Source organism: Methanobrevibacter sp. UBA412 (assembly GCA_002495685.1).
GTDB lineage: Archaea > Methanobacteriota > Methanobacteria > Methanobacteriales > Methanobacteriaceae > Methanobrevibacter_A > Methanobrevibacter_A acididurans.
Genome location: DAGJ01000008.1, coordinates 66,671 through 87,106, shown reverse-complemented (window position 1 = coordinate 87,106; position 20,436 = coordinate 66,671). Strand labels below are relative to the sequence as shown.

General features: G+C 28.1%; 18 protein-coding genes. 14 read left to right on the top strand and 4 right to left on the bottom strand.

What is annotated here, in order from left to right:
• The first annotated feature begins 147 nt into the window (after positions 1 to 147).
• The 4 genes from BP997_RS02835 (at position 148) to BP997_RS02820 (ending at position 3,893) form a co-directional block, all read left to right on the top strand.
• Positions 148 to 366 (top strand): DUF1922 domain-containing protein, encoded by a 219-nt coding sequence (locus BP997_RS02835; RefSeq protein WP_409198440.1) that lies wholly within the window; start codon positions 148 to 150, stop codon positions 364 to 366.
• Positions 367 to 402: 36 nt separating this feature from the next.
• Positions 403 to 1,749, top strand: a complete 1,347-nt coding sequence (locus BP997_RS02830; RefSeq protein ID WP_413824857.1) for a hemolysin family protein — start codon at positions 403 to 405, stop codon at positions 1,747 to 1,749.
• Between the two features lie 58 nt (positions 1,750 to 1,807).
• Positions 1,808 to 2,749: a calcium/sodium antiporter gene (locus BP997_RS02825; RefSeq protein ID WP_413824854.1), complete on the top strand. Its 942-nt coding sequence runs from the start codon at positions 1,808 to 1,810 to the stop codon at positions 2,747 to 2,749.
• Between the two features lie 202 nt (positions 2,750 to 2,951).
• Positions 2,952 to 3,893: a calcium/sodium antiporter gene (locus tag BP997_RS02820; RefSeq protein WP_413824852.1), complete on the top strand. Its 942-nt coding sequence runs from the start codon at positions 2,952 to 2,954 to the stop codon at positions 3,891 to 3,893.
• A gap of 24 nt (positions 3,894 to 3,917) precedes the next feature.
• Here BP997_RS02820 and BP997_RS02815 read toward each other — a convergent pair whose 3' ends face one another.
• Positions 3,918 to 4,766 carry a TIGR00269 family protein gene (locus BP997_RS02815; protein WP_413824849.1) on the bottom strand — a complete coding sequence of 283 codons (849 nt, stop codon included), beginning with the start codon at positions 4,764 to 4,766 and terminating at the stop codon, positions 3,918 to 3,920.
• Between the two features lie 77 nt (positions 4,767 to 4,843).
• Here BP997_RS02815 and BP997_RS02810 point away from each other — a divergent pair, with 77 nt between their 5' ends.
• On the top strand, positions 4,844 to 5,149 hold the full coding sequence (locus BP997_RS02810; protein ID WP_413824846.1) for an MTH1187 family thiamine-binding protein: 306 nt from the start codon (positions 4,844 to 4,846) through the stop codon (positions 5,147 to 5,149).
• Between the two features lie 105 nt (positions 5,150 to 5,254).
• On the opposite strand, the gene BP997_RS02805 is transcribed toward BP997_RS02810, so the two are convergent.
• Positions 5,255 to 6,364, bottom strand: a complete 1,110-nt coding sequence (locus BP997_RS02805) for a DegT/DnrJ/EryC1/StrS family aminotransferase (RefSeq protein WP_413824843.1) — start codon at positions 6,362 to 6,364, stop codon at positions 5,255 to 5,257.
• A 180-nt stretch (positions 6,365 to 6,544) separates the two neighbouring features.
• Between BP997_RS02805 and BP997_RS02800 the strand changes: the two genes are divergently transcribed.
• From BP997_RS02800 to cofG, 5 genes are all read left to right on the top strand, one after another.
• Entirely contained in the window at positions 6,545 to 7,738 is a 1,194-nt protein-coding gene (locus tag BP997_RS02800; protein ID WP_413828784.1) for a tRNA (guanine(10)-N(2))-dimethyltransferase, read from the top strand.
• Between the two features lie 649 nt (positions 7,739 to 8,387).
• Positions 8,388 to 8,867 carry an Lrp/AsnC family transcriptional regulator gene (locus BP997_RS02795; protein ID WP_413824837.1) on the top strand — a complete coding sequence of 160 codons (480 nt, stop codon included), beginning with the start codon at positions 8,388 to 8,390 and terminating at the stop codon, positions 8,865 to 8,867.
• Positions 8,868 to 9,180: 313 nt separating this feature from the next.
• Positions 9,181 to 10,119, top strand: coding sequence for a GTP cyclohydrolase MptA (gene mptA / locus BP997_RS02790; RefSeq protein WP_413824834.1), 939 nt, complete (start codon positions 9,181 to 9,183; stop codon positions 10,117 to 10,119).
• 178 nt (positions 10,120 to 10,297) lie between these two features.
• Positions 10,298 to 10,750: a DUF2120 family protein gene (locus BP997_RS02785; protein WP_413824832.1), complete on the top strand. Its 453-nt coding sequence runs from the start codon at positions 10,298 to 10,300 to the stop codon at positions 10,748 to 10,750.
• Positions 10,751 to 10,878: 128 nt separating this feature from the next.
• Positions 10,879 to 11,907 carry a 7,8-didemethyl-8-hydroxy-5-deazariboflavin synthase subunit CofG gene (gene cofG, locus BP997_RS02780; protein WP_413824866.1) on the top strand — a complete coding sequence of 343 codons (1,029 nt, stop codon included), beginning with the start codon at positions 10,879 to 10,881 and terminating at the stop codon, positions 11,905 to 11,907.
• 31 nt (positions 11,908 to 11,938) lie between these two features.
• On the opposite strand, the gene BP997_RS02775 is transcribed toward cofG, so the two are convergent.
• Positions 11,939 to 12,700 (bottom strand): class I SAM-dependent methyltransferase, encoded by a 762-nt coding sequence (locus BP997_RS02775; RefSeq protein WP_413828782.1) that lies wholly within the window; start codon positions 12,698 to 12,700, stop codon positions 11,939 to 11,941.
• Positions 12,701 to 13,056: 356 nt separating this feature from the next.
• On the opposite strand from BP997_RS02775, the gene psmB reads away from it, so the two are divergent.
• From psmB to comC, 4 genes are all read left to right on the top strand, one after another.
• Positions 13,057 to 13,677, top strand: coding sequence for an archaeal proteasome endopeptidase complex subunit beta (gene psmB / locus BP997_RS02770; protein WP_413824826.1), 621 nt, complete (start codon positions 13,057 to 13,059; stop codon positions 13,675 to 13,677).
• A gap of 388 nt (positions 13,678 to 14,065) precedes the next feature.
• A complete protein-coding gene (locus BP997_RS02765) occupies positions 14,066 to 15,976 on the top strand; it encodes a beta-CASP ribonuclease aCPSF1 (RefSeq protein ID WP_409198427.1) in 1,911 nt (636 codons plus the stop codon).
• Positions 15,977 to 16,180: 204 nt separating this feature from the next.
• Positions 16,181 to 17,200 (top strand): phosphoribosylformylglycinamidine cyclo-ligase, encoded by a 1,020-nt coding sequence (purM, locus tag BP997_RS02760; RefSeq protein WP_413824824.1) that lies wholly within the window; start codon positions 16,181 to 16,183, stop codon positions 17,198 to 17,200.
• 30 nt (positions 17,201 to 17,230) lie between these two features.
• A complete protein-coding gene (gene comC, locus BP997_RS02755; RefSeq protein ID WP_413828780.1) occupies positions 17,231 to 18,253 on the top strand; it encodes an L-sulfolactate dehydrogenase in 1,023 nt (340 codons plus the stop codon).
• A 355-nt stretch (positions 18,254 to 18,608) separates the two neighbouring features.
• Here the strand turns inward: comC and BP997_RS02750 are convergent, their stop codons facing one another.
• Entirely contained in the window at positions 18,609 to 20,435 is a 1,827-nt protein-coding gene (locus BP997_RS02750) for a 3'-5' exonuclease (RefSeq protein WP_413824819.1), read from the bottom strand.
• Between the last annotated feature and the right edge of the window lies 1 nt (position 20,436).

Below are 20,436 nucleotides of genomic sequence, written 5' to 3'. Positions count from 1 at the left end.
AACATAAAAAATAAAAACCAAATTTAGCACACAAGTTTTTGACAGAGCCATATAAATCAATACTTTAATTAACTTCTACAACAAAACTAAATATCATAATAATATAAAAAAAATATAAAAATTATTTGAAGGAGAAGACTAAATAAAATGTATCTTATCTTTCGCTGCGGATGCGGCAGAGTCTTATATGCAAAAGAAGGTGTAAAGACAAGAAAATGCACTTGTGGAAAAACTATAAAAGTTAAAGAAAGAAGAATCTTTAAAAAAGTTGAAACACAAGCAGATGCAGCAGAAACCGTTCGTCAAATGCAAGAAGACATATATGGCGGTACTGGTTTTCAAAAAGCTAGTGATTTAAAACACTAACATAAAAATTAAATATTATAAAAGGTCAGAAGAGAAATGAGTTATTTTATATACTTAGAAATATTATTCATAGCCATTTTAATCTTATTAAATGGTTATTTATCTATGGCAGAGATTGCCATTGTGTCGTCTAAAAAAATTACATTACAAAAATATGAACAAGATGGAAATAAAACCGCGAAAATCATTTTAGATTTTTTAGAAGATCCAAACGAATTTTTATCAGCAATACAAATCGGAATCACATTAATTGGAATATTAACAGGGGCTCTTGGTGGAGCAACACTTGCAGAACCATTAGCAGCATTCTTAAATCCTTACATTCCATATGCAACCCAATTATCATTTGTAATAGTTGTAGTAATTACAACCTATTTCAGTTTACTTATTGGTGAAATTGTCCCAAAACGTATTGCATTAAATGATCCAGAAAAATCAGCAATGAAAAGTGCAAAAACAATGCACTACATGACAACCATTTGCAAACCATTAGTAAAAGCTATAAGTGGATCAACCAATTTCTTATTAAGATTAATAGGTTCCAAACCAACCGAAGATGATGTAGTAACACAAGATGAAGTTAAACTATTAATCGCAGAAGGTATAGAAGACGGAACCATTGAAAAAGAAGAAGAAAGTATAATTAAAAGAGTATTCCGTTTAGATGCGCAAAAAGTCGATATGATAATGACACCAAGAAATGAAATCATATGGATAGACTTAGAAGATGATTTAGACGAAATCCAAGAAAGAATCATTGACAGTAAAAGATCAATATTCCCAATTGCAGAAGGAGAACTAGATGATTTCCTTGGAGTAATACAAGCTAAAGATGTACTAAGTAGTATATTCAAAAAAGACAAAATGGAACTTAGAAGAAACATAAAAGAACCATTAGTCATACCAGATCAATTACCATCAATGGAATTATTAAAACAATTTAAACAAAACAAAGAATACGTGCACATGTCACTTGTCGTTGATGAATTCGGAACATTAGAAGGATTAATCACATTAAACGATTTACTTGAAGGAATTGTAGGAGACATTCCAGGTATTGATGAAAATAATGATCCAAAAGCAACTAAAAGAAAAGATGGATCTTACTTAATAGATGGTAGATACCCAATAGATACTTTTGCTGAAATATATGATTTAGAAGATGATGATTTCCCATCAGAAGAAGATGATTATTACACAACACTTGCAGGTTTCATATTAAGTTTCACAGGAAAAATTCCAGAACCTGGAGACATTTTCCATTGGGAAGATTTCACATTTAAAATATTAGCTATTGATGGACACCACATAGACAAAGTACTTGTAATGAGAGATAAAAATAAAAAAAATAATAATGAAAATGAAGAGGAAGAAGAAGATTAAAAAAAATCTTAATTCTTTTATCTCTTTTAAACATAACCCTTAATGGAGTTTATCAATAATGATAGAAATGATAATACAAATAATCTTACTAATTGTAGGATTCCTATTTTTAATAAAAGGTGCAGATTACTTCGTAGACGGTGCCAGTAGTATTGCAAACGTACTGAAAATACCAACACTAATTATTGGATTAACAGTCGTAGCATTCGGTACAAGTGCCCCTGAAGCAGCAGTAAGTGTTGCAGCAGCATTAAGTGGGAGTAATGCAATAGCAATAAGTAATGTAGTAGGAAGTAACATATTCAACATACTATTAATAATTGGTCTATGTTCACTTGTTGCAACAATGAAAGTGGATCCTAAATTAGTAAAACAAGACTTACCTTTCCTTTTATTAACAAGTATTCTTTTAACTGGTGCTGTGTTTTTAACTTGGCAAATCAGTAGAATAGTTGCATTAATATTTTTAATATTAATCGTAGCCTATGTTGCATACTTAGTTTATAATGCTAGAAAATCAGAAGAATCTAAATTTGTTGAAAAACCTAAATACTCCCTAATTTTAAGTATTGTAATTGTTATAGTTAGTTTAGTAGCTATTGTTTTAGGTGCGCAATTAGTTGTAAATAGTGCTAAATTCATTGCATTAAGTTTAGGTATGAGTGAAACCCTTATAGGATTAACAATTATCTCAATAGGAACCAGCCTACCAGAATTAATAACCAGTCTAACTGCAGTGAAAAAAGGTGAAAACAATATTGCAATCGGAAACATTGTAGGAAGTTGTTTATTTAACATACTTTTCATATTAGGTTTAAGTGGATTTATCCATCCAATAGTTGTTGGTCATGGTATGATTATTGATTTATGTGTAATGATACTTGCTACAGTACTTTTATATGTTTTCTCATATTTAGATGAAAAATTAGACAAAAAAGAAGGAATAATTTTCATCATATTCTTTATAATTTATATGGCATTTATAATAATGAGAAACTGAAAATTTTAAAATTAAAAAACCTCCACCATCCCTTATTTTTTTACTTTTTTTTAACCCCCCACTTAACTTTTTTTTGATAAAAATTATATACTATAAAAATTTAATAAATGTACAGGAAAAATATAGAACAAACGTATTTTTCTAAAAAAATTTATACTAATTATATGAATTTTTTTTATATTCCAAAAATGGAGTTTATCAAATGATAGAAATCATCATACAATTAATAATACTAATTGTAGGATTCTTATTTTTAATAAAAGGTGCAGATTACTTCGTAGACGGTGCAAGTAGTATTGCAAATGTACTGAAAGTACCAACACTAATTATTGGATTAACAGTAGTAGCATTCGGTACAAGTGCCCCTGAAGCAGCAGTAAGTGTTGCAGCTGCAATAGATGGAAGTAATGCAATAGCAATAAGTAATATTGTAGGAAGTAACATATTCAACATACTATTCATATTAGGTATATGTGCTCTTGTTGCAACAATGAAAGTTGATTTAAAATTAATTAAAAAAGACATGGTCTTTTTAATATTCACAAGCTTACTATTAACTGGAATATTATACTTTACCTGGCAAATAAGTAGAATAACAGGATTAATATTCTTAATACTCATAATATTATATGTATTATATTTAGTAAGAGATGCGAGAAAATCAAAAGAATCAACAAAAGTTGAAAAAGCAAAATATTCCTTACCTAAAAGTATTATAATATCCATAATAAGTTTAATAGCAATAATAATAGGTGCACAATTAGTTGTAGATAGTTCAAGATATATTGCATTAAGTATAGGTTTAAGTGAAACCCTTATAGGATTAACAATAGTATCAATAGGAACCAGCCTACCAGAACTAATAACCAGCCTAACTGCAATAAAGAAAGGTGAAAACAATATTGCAATAGGAAACATTGTAGGAAGTAACATATTCAACATACTATTCATATTAGGTTTAAGTGGACTCATCCACCCAATAAACGTTGGTCCAAGTATGTTAATAGATCTTATTGTAATGTTAATTGCAACATTTGCATTATACATATTCTCTGCAGGTGACCGAGAACTAGATAGAAAAGAAGGAATAATATTTATTGTAATGTTCCTTATATATATGGCATTTATAATAATAAGAAACTAAAAAAAAAAAAGGAGAATTTATTGTTTATTTTAATAAATCAATAATTTCACAAGCTTTACAAATTTTACCAGATGTTGGTTCACCACAAAGTTCACATTCATTTAAAACAATAGGAACCGGTGAATCAAAATCTAAATCTTTTTTAAAAGACTCCATAACTTTTTCTTTAACACCAGGATTTTCATCTTCAGCAAGATTAAGAAATTCTTTAATTTTAGCCCTTAAAGAAAGATTACTATAAGGACACTCAGCAAAATGAATTTCAATCCCATTAAGAACACCCCACATCCCAACTTCCTTTTCAGGTGTATTCCATAAAGGTTTAATACGTGGAACAAGTTTAGGATGAATACGATTTAATTTTGGACCGAATTTAGAAAATTTCACATTATCCCCACGTGAAAAACTCATTAAAAATGATTGAATTTCATCATCTAAATTATGACCAGTAGCAATCTTATCTGCACCCCAATCATATGCTGTTTTATTTAAAATATTTCTACGAAAAACTCCACAAGGTATACATGCACTTTTAAAATTAGCATAAATATCATCTAAATCAAAATTTTCTTCTTGTTTAAAAGACTTCTGAATAAGTGGCACCCCTAATTTTAGAGCATTATCTATTGCTGAGGTTATACCATCTTGACGATAACCTTTAATACCCTCATCAACACTAATTGCAACTAAATCAAAATCAAGCTTATTTTGAAAATCATTTAATGCATAAAGAGTTAATACACTATCTTTCCCTCCAGATAATGCTATAGCTATTTTATCCCCTTCTTCAATTAATTTATAATCAGTGATGAGATTATTTATCCTATTATAAATTTTTTTATTAAATTCATCTTTTTGAAGTGTTTCTGCCATTATTAATAATTCCCTTTTTTTTATAAAAGATAATATTGTTAAAACTTTATATCTTTTTAATTATATATCTATAGTCTATGATAACTTGTGATTTTTGCATACTTCCCGTTGGGAATGATGGAACTGAATGTAAAGAATTTGTAACAGCTGCTGTACAATCTATTAAAGATTCTGGTTTAAATTATCAGTTAACCGGTATGGGTACTTTAATAGAAGCAGAATCTTATGATGAATTATATAAAGCTATAAGTAAAGCTCAAGAAGCCGTTTTTAAACAAGATATTAATCGTGTCTACACTGTTATTAAAATTGATGACAGAAGAGATTTATCCAAAAGAGGATTAAATGATAAGGTTAATACTGTAAATAATATGTTAGAATAAGAATTATTTAATTTTTTTTAAATAGTATAATTAAAAGTTGGAGAAAAAGATTTTAAAATTTACTTTTTTATAAAATCTTCTCCAAGAATTACTTTAATCTTTTTTTTATTCAAATTTTTCTGAACCTTCACGTACAACTTTAATTATTGTATCTAAATCCTCAGTTGTTAAGCTTGGGTGAACAGGTATTGAAATTACAGTACTTGCAATTTCTTTAGTTACAGGTAAATCTTGTTTATAACCTAATTTTTCATATAAAGGTTGTTCATATAATGGTATAGGATAATGTATTCCATTTCCAATTCCATTTTCATTAAAGAATTCAACCCATTCATCACGTTTTTGAGCACTTACTCTTATTGTGTATTGATGGAATACATGTTTTGAACCTTCACGTACAAATGGAGTTGTAATGCCTTTTAAATCTTTTAATCCTTCAGTTAAATATTTTGCATTATTAATTCTTTTCTCATTAAATGAATCGATTTTCTTTAACTGTTCAAGACCAATTGCTGCACCAATATCAGTCATACGGAAATTGTATCCAATTACATCATGTTTATATTTAACACTACTACCATGAGCACGATAAATTCTAGCTTTTTTAGCAAATTCTTCATTATCAGTAGTGATCATTCCACCTTCACTAGTAGTCATGTTTTTAGTTGGATAAAAACTGAAACATCCCATATCTCCAATACTTCCAACTTTTTCATCCCCATTATATTTTGCACCATGAGCTTGTGCTGCATCTTCAATTACAATTAAATCATTATCTTTTGCAATGTCACATATTGGTTTCATATCTGCTGATTGACCGAATAATTGAACTGGTAAAATGGCTTTAGTGTTTTCTGTTATTGCTTCTTCAATTTTAGAAGGGTCTAAGGTGTAAGTTTTAGGATCTATGTCAACAAATACTGGTTTTGCTCCAGTGTATAATACAGAATTTCCAGTAGCTACAAATGTGAATGGTGTTGTGATAACTTCATCACCTGGTTTTAAACCTGCAGATAACATTGCTACATGTAAAGCAGCAGTTCCTGAATTTGTTGCTACCCCATATTTTGCACCTACATATTCTGCGAATTTTTCTTCAAATTCTTTCACTTTAGGTCCTTGGGCTATCATTCCAGATTTCATCACATCTATTACTGCATTTATTTCTTCATCACCTATTATAGGTTTAGCTATAGAAATTTGATTATTTGCCATAATATTTATTCTCCATGTTTTTCTTAAATTTTATTTTTTTAGAATTATGATTTTTTATATAAAAAGTTATAAATTATTTGTACTTAAATAAATTATATTAAGTTAATATTTGTTTTTATTTTATAAAAATATTTTCTGGAATTAAAAATTTAAATTAAATATAATTAATATGTGATAATGATGGTTGAAAATTTAGAAGAAAAAGAAATGGAATATAGTGAAGATGATTTAAAAATTATAAATGAAGGTTTAGTTAAAATTGAATTTCCAGAATTCGATAAAGTATCATCAGATGCTCCTGTATTCTATAATCCTCGTATGGAGTTTAATCGAGATACTTCAATTTTAGCTATTCAAGCTTTCCAGAAAATCTTAAATCATGAAGTTGATATTTGTGATGTGTTCGGTGGAAGTGGAATACGTGGTGTTCGTTACAAAAAAGAGATAGATAATATTGGAAAGGTCAGTGTTAATGATATTAGTAGTTTAGCTAATGAATTCACTAAAATCAATGCTGATATGAATAATGTGGATATTAATATTTATCAAAAAGAAGCTAGTGTAATGTTACGTAATCATAGAGGAGAATTTGATATTATTGATATTGATCCTTTTGGTACACCTTCTTATTTTGTTGATTCTGCAGGATACAGTATTAAACGTAACAGTTTACTATGTTTAACTGCAACTGATACTAGTGCACTTTGTGGTACTTATAAAGAACCTTGTATACGTAAGTATAATGCTAAACCATTTAAAAGTGAATATTGTCATGAGAATGGTATACGTATTCTTGCAGGTTTTGCTGCTCTTACTTTAGCTAAGTATAAAAAGTATATTACTGTTTTAATGTCACATAGTAGTGAACATTATATGAGAATGTATTTATATATTAAAAAGGGATCACGTGCTACTGATGAATCCTTAAAAAATATTGGGTATATGGCTCATTGTAAAAATTGCTTACATCATGAACCAATTTATGGTCTAGCTAGTAATATTCCAGGAAATTGTCCTATTTGTGGAGGGAAATTAACTATTGCAGGACCAATGTGGTTAGGTGAAATACAAAATAAGGAATTTATTCAAGATATGATAAGTATTAGTGATGATAAAGAGTTAAATACTAAAGAAGAAGTTTTAAAACTTTTAAATACTTGTTATAATGAGGCTGAAACTCCTGTTGGATTTTATGATATACATGTAATCTGCAGAAACCTTAAGGTTAGTGCTCCGAAATTAGATAAAATATTAGACACTCTTAAAAATAATGGTTATATTGCAGTTAGAACACATTTTTCACCTTTAGGAATTAGAACTGATGCAAGTATTGAGGATATTAAAAATATTATTTTAGAACTTTTAAAAGAATAAAAAAAAAATTTTTTTTAATTATTAATTATATAATTTATTCTTCTTTTTTGATATTAGTTAATAAGATAAATATAAAATAATTAAATTAATTCAATCCGAAAAAAATTATTCAAAAATCGTTATTTTTCCAATTTTTAAGCAAATTTAATATATTTTATTCAATATTATGATTTAAGAGTTAAAAAATTCTTTTAAAGCAAAATAAAAGTTTTTATATTAAAGAACAATCTAAAAAAAATTTAATAGATTAATAATAAAAACTTATAAAATTATAATAAACTATTAAATTCAATGAAAAAAACATAAAAACAACCTATTTTTTCAAAATAAATTAAAAAAAATACAAAAAGAATCCAAACAAGTTAAATCCCCACCAAAACCACACCAATAAATTATAAGTAAAAATAAACAAAAAAATAATATTCAAAATATAAAAATATTAAATAAAAACAATCAAAAAACTTAATAAACCCCAAAAAACTTAATAAAAAAAACTTAAAAAAAACTCAAAATAAAAAGTTTTATAAAACATTAATACTAATTATAAAATAATAAAATTAAACAAATGTTTTAAATTTTTCTTGAACAAAATTTATAAAACATTAAATTTTAAATAAATTATTACATAAAAAAAGAGAGGTTGTAAAAAATGGTAACTGATGTTAACGATGAAATTGTTAAATTAGATGACACTGATGTAAGAATATTAAAAATAATAAACGATGATGTAAGAATATCATACAGACAAATATCCCGTGATTTAGGAATATCTGTAGGTACCGTACATAACCGTATTGATAAAATGGTTAAAACAGGTGTTATAAGTAAATTTGCACCAATCTTAAGACATGATAAACTTGGTTTCACCTTAACCAGTATTGTGGGAGTTAAAGTTAAAGGTGGAAAATTAGAAAACTGGGAAAACAAAACAGCATTCAATAAAAACGTAGTTGCTATATACGATGTTACCGGAGAATATGATGCATTTTTAATTGCAAAATTCCGAGACACCTCCGAATTAGATCATTTCATTAAAGAAATGTTAAAAGAACCAGGAATTGAAAGAACATACACACAAACAGTGTTAAATGTTGTAAAAGAAGATATGGGTTCAGCTAATATATTATAAAAAGAATCAGAAAAAAATAATTCAATGCACCCTTAGAAAATATTTTATTAAATATAATTCTTATCATTGAATTATAAAAATGATTTTTTTTTAAACCGATATAAATAATAATTAGAAATTTAAAAAACTTTTAGTTATTATTTATATTTATTTAATTAGAATTTAAACAAACCATAAAAAAAATATAGATAAATATAAAAGAATACCAATTAAGTAAATAAAAAAAAGAATTAAAATAATCTTTAAAAAAAAATCTATATGATACAATATCACTTAGAAAAGATTATTTTACATAAAATTAGAGGTGTAGAATTTGGTAGTTTGTTTCCCAGACACTCAAGATGACACACCTAGAATTCCTATCGAATTAAGTCGAGTAGGAGTTACAGGTGTAAAAAAACTTTTAAAATTAAATAGAGGTAAAAAAAGACCAATAATATTATTACCAACATTTGATGCTTTCGTTGATCTTCCAAATGATCAAAAAGGAATTCATATGTCAAGAAATCCTGAAGCTATTAGTGAAGTTATGGAAGAAGTCATTGAAACAAGTAATTTCGAAGTAGAATCAATTTGTGCAGAAATCGTTAGTAAAATGCTTGAAAAACATACTTACTCTACAAGAGCAGAAGTAAGAATGATAAGCGATTACATGATGATGCGTAAATCTCCAGTAACAGAAAAACCAACACAAGAAATGACAAAACTTATAGCAAAAGCTGTAGGAACACGATCAAAAGACGGTAAAATCACAATACGAAAAAGTATAGGTGCTGAAGTAGTTGGAATGACCGTTTGTCCTTGTGCACAGGAATCTGTAATGGAAGCAGATAAAATAAAACTATTAGAATTCTTAGATGAAGAAACCACACAAAAAGTTTTAGATACCGTAACATTTGCATCACACAACCAAAGAGGAGTGGGAACCGTACTAATAGAAGTTCCAGAAAACCAAATGGTTAAAGGGGAAGAAATCATAAACCTCATTGAAGAATCAATGAGCTCCCCAGTCTGTGAACTCTTAAAACGTCCTGATGAAAATGCAGTTGTAATGAATGCACATGAAAAACCTGTCTTTGTTGAAGATGTAGTAAGAAACATGATTGAAAAAATCTTACAAAAATTCTCATATTTAGATGATGATACATTAATAACTGCAAGACAAGTAAATCAAGAAAGTATCCATAGACACAATGCTTTTGCAGAAAGAATTGCAACTATGGGTGAATTAAAAGAAGAGATAAACTTCTAAAAAAAAATTATAAATATTAAAATAAATGGAGTGCAAATAATTAATAAAAAGAAATGTACTCCATTTTTTTTAAACTTTTTTTAAAAATTTTAAATAAGAAATATATAATAAAACCTTTTTCTTTATAATACTATAAAAACTATATAAATATAATAAAATAATTTAGAAGTGAAAAAATATGATAGATTTAAAAGTACTTGCTGGAGATGTAATGGGTTATTATAAAGCATTTCAAGGATCACGAGCAGCATTCGTTAGTGATGAATTATTAATAGTTAGAGGAAAATCCACACTAAGAGATTCATATAAAACAATGCCAGAAAAATTAGATGGAATAATGAAATTCTTCGATGGTGAAGAAATTGAATTAAACTCAGCAAAAGCAAATGAATTCATAGTAACTGCAGATCAACATATCAGATCTGAAGTAGAAATTTCAACTGGAACCGATACTAATGGATTAAATCGTATGAAAAAGGATTATGAAGCATTAGGTGCTGATGTTGAAATGAAATTATTCACAATCCCTGGAGTAGATATACTAGTAACCACTTGGAAAGATAAAAATGATATGGGTCCAATGTATGTTGAAACAGTACTATCAAAAATAGATGACACAGAAATTGTTTAAAAATTAAATGAAAAAATTTTTGAATGGGTTATATTATAATGATAAATCCTAATATTTTAAATAAAACTTTAAGCAAAAAAGACATAGTAAGTCTCTTAAACACTAAAGAAAATGATATTCTTGAGTTAATGAAGCTTGCAAATACTAGAAGCACTAATAAGATTAGTTTTAGTAAAAATGTTTTCATCCCCTTAACTGAAGTTTGTAAGAATAATTGTGGATACTGTGCATTTAAAAAGGATCCATTAAATCCAGATACTATAATACTTAAAACACCTGATGAAGTTTTAAAATTACTTAAAGAAGCTGAGAAATTTAATTGTAAAGAAGCATTATTTACAATGGGTGAAGATGCAGATAATGAAAAAGCAGTGCAGGATAAATTAAAAGAATTAGGTTATTCTAACATGGGAGATTATATTTATAGTATCTGTAAAATGACTTTAGATAAAACAAGTTTACTTCCACATACTAATGCTGGTAATTTTTCATATGAAACATTACAAAAATTAAAAGAAGTGAATGTTTCAATGGGTATGATGCTTGAGAATTCATCCCCTCGTTTAATGGAAACAATTGCACATGAAAAAAGTCCAGGAAAAGATCCTAAAATTAGATTAGAAACTATAGAAAATGCAGGTAAACTTAAAATTCCTTACACTACTGGATTACTTATTGGAATTGGTGAAACTAAAGAGGAAATTGCAGAATCTTTACTTACATTAAAAGATTTACAAGACAAATATGGTCATATTCAAGAGATTATTATTCAAAATTTCACAACTAGTCCAGGTATTGAAATGTGTGATTATAGTGAACCTTCCCTATTAGATATGATTAGAACAGTTTGTGTAAGTAAAATAATTTTTAAGGATGAACTTAGTATACAAGTTCCACCTAATCTTAATCTTGAAACTAATCAAATATTTTTACTTTGCGGAACTGATGATTGGGGTGGTGTTTCACCTTTAACTGATGATTATGTAAATCCTACTAGTCCTTGGCCCACTTTTAATCAATTAGAAAGATTAACCTTTGATGCAGGTTACCAGTTACAGGAAAGATTAGCAATTTATAAAAAATATATTAACCCTGAATATTTAAATGATAATCTTTTAGCTAAGGCTAATAATCTTTTAAAAAGTATGGAAAAATAGAATTTATATGGATTTATACTTTTCTTTTTTTTTAATCTATTTTTGCATCAACAACAATATGCCAAACACCTGGAGAATATTTTTTAATTTTAACAATATTTAAAACTGTAACTTCCCTACATCCAGCAATTTCCTTTATACGTTCTACAGGTCGAGTGTTAATTAATTTTTCAGGAACTGTTTCATGATAATGAAGTATTCCTCCTTTTTTCAAACTATTTATAGCTGGTTTTAAATAATGATGTGTTGTTTTAACATAACCCATAATAATCCGATCAGCCTTAAAGTTTTGAATTTCATTTGCACAATCCCCTAAAATTGGATTAACTCTCATGTAACCGGCTTTACTATTTATTTTATTTAATTTAATATTTTCCAATAAGTACTTGTAACTATTAGGATTAATTTCAATAGCAATAATTTCTTGAGCTTTACTTAAAACAGCTATTGGTATTGTGAAATAACCTATACCTGCAAACATATCACAAACAACTTCACCCTCACCAACAAATTTTGCAATTCTTAAACGTTCATTATTATTCCCTTTAGCCCACATAACTTTACTTAAATCAAGTTTAAAATAACACCCATTTTCTTTATGAATTGTTTCAGTTGTATTTCCTATTAAAACTTCTAGGTTAGGTTCTCTCATTTGACCAGAAATAGATTCGACTTTAACAATAGATTCAACATTATACTTTCCAAGTAATGATTCTAAGTACTCCTTGTCCTCTTTTCTTGTAGGTGAATTCTTATCTAAAATTAATATTTTACCAATTTTTTTATACTTCAAGAAACATTACCCTCCCTATAAAAATTTTATGACTTATATATTTATTTATAATGAAAATTTATATAAATAAATTATTAAATCTAGAAAGTAATTAGAAACTATTATATATTAGATTTTACAAACTAATCTTAAGTTAATGTTTAAGATTTTAATAAAACTAAAGTTAACTCAAAATATATTTTATACATTAATTCTAATTTTATTTTAATTAATTCATCATTTTTATTAAAGACAATAACTATAAAAAGCATGAAAGTACTAATTTTTAGTTAGAATAAAATTTTTAGAAAATAATAAATCAATTTTATATAAAAAAAATATTTAATAAACAATTTTTACTCAGAGGTGTATTTTAAATGAGTGATGAAAAAATCTTAAAAGGTACAACTACTGTCGGAATCACCTGTAAAGACGGAGTTGTTTTTGCAAGTGAAAGAAGAGCTAGTATGGGAAATTTAGTAGCTCACAAAGTAGCTGAAAAGATATTTAAAATAGATGATAATATAGCTACAACTATTGCAGGATCAGTAGCTGATGCTCAAAATTTAATGAAAGTTATAAGTGCAGAAGTTTCATTATACAAATTACGAAACGGAGAAGATATGAATATAGAAGCTGCTGCAGCAGTAACATCAAACATTTTACATTCCACCCCAGCTTATGTGCAAATATTACTTGGTGGAGTAGATGAAGATGGAGCATCTATTTACTCATTAGATGCAGCTGGTGGTATGATTAAAGATACTTTCATATCAACTGGTTCAGGTTCAACATTTGCTTACGGTGTTCTTGAAGACCGTTACACTCCAAAATTAACCACAAACCAAGGTATAGAATTAGCTCTTAGAGCTATTAAAGCAGCTACTGAAAGAGATGTTTACAGTGGAAATGGATTTTTAGTAGCAACCGTCACTAAAGATGGTTATAAAATGTTAGATAGTAAGGAAGTTGAAAAGAAAGTAAAAAAAATCAGTTAAAATAAAAAATAATTCGAAATACAGATTATTTTTATAAATTTTTATATTAAAAAAACTATTTTTTACATATAACGGTGTGAAATAGAAGTATAATAAAAGTGATAAAATAACACGATTAACAATACCAAAAGATTATATTATTGTTTTATCTTTTTTATCCACTCTTTTTTATTAAATTAAAATAAAAATCACCCTTTTTACATTAAAAAGAATAAGAATTAATTAAATAAATTATAATTATTAAATTAATTTTTTTTAGAAAAAACCTTAAAATTTTTCTATACAAAAAAATGATACAAGATTAAAATTTAATTAAAGTAAAAATAGGGGTAAAATTTATACTCTATACCTTATCTACACTATAAAACTTATTTTATGAAGTGATTATATGGCTTCAGAATCATTAGAAGATATTAAAAAAACAATAAACGAAAGATTACCAGAAAAGGTACAAGTTGCTAAAATCGAATTTGAAGGTCCACAAGTTGTTATTTACACAAAAAATCCGGAAATAATAACTGACAATGGTGATCTTGTTCGAAACTTAGCCAAAGACTTAAGAAAACGGATGATTATACGTTCCGATAAAAGCGTACTAATGGAACCAGAAAAAACAATTGAAACAATAAACCAAATAGTTCCTGAAGATGCACATATTACAAATGTTTCATTTGACGATGTAACCAATGAAGTAATAATAGAAGCACAAAAACCAGGACTTGTAATTGGAAAATATGGGGTAACATCAAGAGATATTGTACGTAAAACAGGATGGGCTCCAAAAATATTAAGAACACCACCAATCAAATCAGAAATAATTGGAAGAGTTCGAAACACAATATTAAGCAGTAGTAAAGAAAGAAAGAAAAACTTAACAGAATTAGGTTCAAGAATTCATCAAAGCGTAAAATATGATAATGATTGGGCAAGATTAACAAGTATGGGAGGATTCAAAGAAGTTGGAAGATCCTGTATGTTATTACAAACACCAAACAGTAGAGTGCTTTTAGACTGTGGAGTGAATGTAGCAGGACCTGATGAAAAAACAGCTTTCCCATTCTTAAATGTTCCAGAATTCTCAATACAAGATTTAGATGCTGTAATTATATCACACGCACACTTAGATCATTGTGGATTCTTACCATACCTTTACCATTATGGATACGAAGGACCAGTATACTGCACAACACCAACAAGAGACTTAATGACCTTACTACAATTAGATCATATAGATATTGCACATAGAGAAGATAATCCATTACCATTCAATGTTAAACATGTTCAAAAAGAATTAAAACACAGTATAACCTTAGATTATGGTGAAGTAACAGATATCACCACAGATATAAAATTAACATTCCATAATGCAGGACACATCCTAGGTTCAGCAATGAGTCACTTACACATAGGAGACGGTGCACATAACATGGTATACACAGGAGATTTCAAATACGAAAGAAGCAGACTCCTTGAACCAGCAACAACCAGATTCCCAAGAAGTGAATCACTTGTAATGGAAAGTACTTATGGTGGACATGAAGATGTTCAACCATCACGTAACAAAGCAGAAAAAGAACTAATGAAAACCATCTACCAAACATTAAATCGTGGAGGAAAAGTATTAGTACCAGTATTTGCAGTAGGAAGAGCACAAGAATTAATGATAGTTCTTGAAGAATACATGCGTCAAGGAATGATAGATGAAGTACCAATCTACATTGATGGAATGATATGGGAAGCAACAGCAATCCACACAGCAAGACCAGAATACTTAAGTAAAGACTTAAGAGATCAAATATTCCATATGGGTAGAAACCCATTTGTTTCAGATTACTTTGTCAAAGTACAAAACATTAATGAAAGAAAAGATATTGTTGAAGGAGACCCATGTATCATATTATCCACTAGTGGTATGTTAACTGGAGGAAACAGTGTACAATACTTCAAATGGTTAAGTGAAGATGAAAGAAACGCTATAGTATTTGTAGGATACCAATCTGAAGGATCACTTGGTAGAAGAATCCAAAAAGGAATGAAAGAAATACCACTTGAAAACGATGAAGGTAGAACTCAAGTATACAATGTTAGAATGCAAGTAAAAACTGTAGAAGGATTCAGTGGACACTCTAACAGAAGACAATTAATGGAATTTGCAAAAAGAATACATCCAAGACCAGATAAAATAATAATGTGTCACGGAGACCCATATAAAACTGTGGACCTTGCAAGTAGTGTTCATAGATCTTATAAAATAGAAACAAAAACTCCATTAAATCTTGAAGCAACAAGATTACAATAAAAAAATAAAAGAATTAGGATTAAAAAAAAAATTTTTTTCCTAATTTTTTTTAAAACTTTTTTTAAAAAACAAATACAGAATAAACTAAAATTATTTAAATTATTAAAACTTTTTTTTATAAATATAAATAATAATTAATACAAAAATAAAAAATGTTATAAAAATTATAAATAATTAAAAAAAAATAATTAAAAAGGTGAATAAATGGTTACATATTCAGAATCTGGTGTTAATATAGATTTAGAAGCTGAAACCGTTAAAGCATTAGCTTCAAAACTAAAACCAACATTAGAATTAAGAGACATAATAACTGATAGTGGACACTTTGCAGCTTTAGTAAGATTAGGTGATAAAGCAATTGCAATGAGTACTGATGGTGTTGGAAGTAAAATATTAGTCGCTAAAATGATGAATAAATACGATACTGTAGGAATAGATTGTATTGCTATGGTAGTTAACGATATTCTTTGTGTTGGTGCAGAACCAATAGCACTAGTAGATTACTTAGCTGTAGAAAACCCAGACCCCGAAACCGCATCAGAAATAGCAGACGGATTAGTTAAAGGTGCAGAAGAATCCAACATATCCATAATAGGTGGAGAAACAGCATCCTTACCAAAAATAATAAAAGACTTCGATTTAGCAGGAACAGGAATAGGATTCGTAGATACTGATAAAATAATAAGTGGAAAAGATATTGAAATCGGAGATACATTAATAGGATTAAAAAGTAGTGGAATACACAGTAATGGATTAAGCCTAGCAAGAAAAGCAATATTTGAAGATGCAGAGCTAAAAGTAGATGATAAAATACCAAACACCAACAAAACAGTTGGAGAAGAACTCTTAACACCTACAAAATTATATGTAAAACCAATAGTAAATTTATTCAAAAAAGATTTCAACATCCACGGATTAGCCCACATTACAGGTGGAGGATTCACAAACCTACAAAGACTTAAAAAAGGAATAGGATTCGAAATCAACAACCTTCCAGAACCACAAGAAATATTCAAATTAATATATGAACAAAACGTACCATTAAAAGAAATGTACAAAGTATTCAACATGGGAATCGGTTTTGTAATCATTGCAAAAAAAGAAGAAGCAGATAAAATAATCGAAGAAGTATCCAAAGATGTAGAAGCCTACAAAATTGGAAAAGTAATATCTGAAGACAAAATAAAAATAAAAACCTTCGAAAATACAAACATAGAATACTAAAAAAAAATAATAAAATTGGAGAAATAATAAATGAAGCTTAATGCCAAAAATGAAAAAAAATTAGTTACTGACATCCTAATTAAATTAGGAACCCAAGAAAACCAAGCAGATATAGTTGCACAAGCTACAGTAGATGCAGATTTAAAAGGATTCACTTCCCACGGAATAGGAAGATTTTCACAATACATTAAAGGATTTAAAGCTAAAACCATTAACCTTGAAGGTGACATAGATATTGAAAGAGAAACAGAAGCTATGGCATTAATCAATGGTAATAGTCTTTTTGGACAATACGTAGCAAGAAGAGCTATGGATTTAGCAATTGAAAAAGCTAAAAATGTAGGAATAGGAATCGTAGGAACACACAATGGTAATCATTTCGGTGTAACAGGTTATTATTCAGATTTAGCTTCACAAAAAGGATGTATAGGAGTAGTTATAACAAACACCGAACCTGCAATCGCACCATTCGGAGGTAAAAAACCTTTAATAGGAACTAACCCAATAGCAATCGGTATTCCAAATGAAGACACATATATTGCTCTCGATATGGCAACAAGTGTTGCAGCAAGAGGAAAACTTTTAGAAGCAAGAAGAAAAGGTGAATCCATACCTGAAGGAACAGCTTTAGATAAAGATGGAAACCCAACCACCGACCCAGCAAAAGGAATTGAAGGTTCAATCTTACCATTTGGAGGATTCAAAGGATACGGGTTAGCATTCTTAATTGAAATTTTAACAGGAGCACTTGTAAATGCAGGTATTGGAACTGGAGTTAAAGGAACCGCTACTTGTAGTGAAGATTGTACTAAAGGAGATTTATTCTTAGCTATAGATCCTGAAAAATTTGTTGGTAAAGAACAATTTAACGATGAAACAGATAAATTTTTAGATGAAATTAGAGCAGATAATGGTATTATTCCTGGATCTCTTGAAGTTGATAGAGTTAAAGGTAATTTAGCTAATGGTTGGGAATTAGACCCTGTTTTATTTGATACTTTAAATGATATTTGTAAAAATATTGATATAGATATTGAAGATTACGCTGCATAATTTTTCTTCAATTAATTATTATTTTTTTTATTTCTACTTTTTTTAAGCAATCCCTTTTTTTTAATTTAATTTCACTACTTTTCTGGTAATTTTAAAAATATATGTATTGAATATATGTAAAGCTTTTAAAATATTTTAATTTAAAAGTACCAAGTGAGTAAAACAAAGATGTGATAAATAAAAAATGGCATTTTTATTTAAACATTCATAATAATCAATCATCAGATTGAAATAAAACAACTTACAAAGACTTCGAAAAATAGGTTTTATGAAATTAATTAAGAAAAAAATTTTTAAACAAAAAAAAGTATTAAAAAAAGAGAAAAAGTATATTAAATTTTAAATAATAATCCCCCTAATCTTTATCAGGACAATACTTACAATAGAAACCATCAGTATCAGCATAAATAGCATAAAAACCATAATCCTCAGCAAACTTCATAGCATCCTTAATATTCTCACGACCCCAAGCAGTAATAGCTTGAGCACACTCAAAAGAATACCATCTGAAACGAGAATAACCATAAACACCATACATAGTATTAGCTAATCTTTTCAAAGCTTGTTGCTGAACATCAAGCATCATTTTCTCAGTATAATCAGTACTTTTCTTCATAGCAGTTTTAATACGAGTACGTTCATCTAAAACATTACCAATAACAGAAGGAATGAAACCTTTAGGAGACTTTTTAAACATATAATGATGTTCTGGAGAAATAAAATAATCCTCCTTATCAATTTCATCATCAACTAAAGAATCAAATGAATCATCCTCATGATATAAAACATCTGGAGAAATATTTTTACTAATTATAAGACTAGGATACAGACTACGGAAATCGAATTGAACAAGATTCTCATGCAAACCAACCTCAGGCTGTTTAACATAACCTCCAACATTACTCTCATGTTTACGATTAATAAAATCCTTACCTGTAGGTTTATTAGGAACAACCTCATTAATTTCAAAAGCTTTACGAACCAAATACCATTCAGCTTGTTGACCTGTAGCCATACGAGTAATATCAAAGAAAGGTTGACCAACAACACGAGTCAATTCAAGATTAATAGGTAATGTTTGCTCAGCAATTTTTAAAGTAGAAACAGTATCATCAAGAGAATAATCAAATAACCGATCTAATTCTTCACCATCACTATCCCAGTACATGAAAATCTTATCCCCGGGAACATCAATTTTCTCTTCACCAAACAATTCCTGATAAACTCTCTCAAGAGTATAACGATCAAGATTCATGTATCTTCTCATTACTAAATACAAATCAACATGAATTAAACCTTTAATTGTAGCAGCATTAGTATATCCTCTTCTTAAAAATTTAAGTGAAGAACCATCCATACCTAAATCTAAATCAACACCTAAAATTTTAGCCCTATCCCGTAGGTAGGGGAAATCAAAATTATCAGAATTATAACCAACTATAATATCAAAATTATTATCCTTAATAAGTTTTACAAATGATTCAATCATTTCTTTTTCACTAGATACTGTTTCAACAAAATCAATATTTTCCCCTTTAGTACTAATAACTTTATTAATACCAGTGTTACTTGCAGCACCTATCATTATTATTTCATCTTTATCTGCATTAGGCATGCCCTTTGGATTATAAACTTCTAAATCAAAACTCAATATAGTGAAATTTTGATAAGCATTATCAGACATAACTGGAGAATGATCTAATTTCATGATTTCAAGGGATTTATTATTAGAATCAATTGTAGGGAAAGAATCTACTAATTCACCTTCAACTTCAACTACTCCCATAGGATATAAATCATTATCAATTAAATATCTTCTGTAAAATGGTATATCATGTTCTCGTAAATCATTAACTAGATTTAAATCTCTTAACATGTCTCTCTTTTTAGGAACGTCTTGAGGATGTTTAAAGAATACTTTTAAAAAATCTTTCTCTACTTGAAAATCTTTTTTAATAAGTTTTTCAATTCTAATTGGTTCTATTTCATCTTCTATTTGAAGAATACATTCCTCAATATTCCCTTCAGGAATCACATATAAGTAAGGTTCAAATGTTCCATCTAATGCTATTATATTTTGACCTTCCTTATCTCCTTTGATTTTCCCAAAAAGGCGAATTACAGGTTTGTCTTCATGTGTTATGTAATCTATATCAGTTACAATCATTTTCCGTTTTTCCATA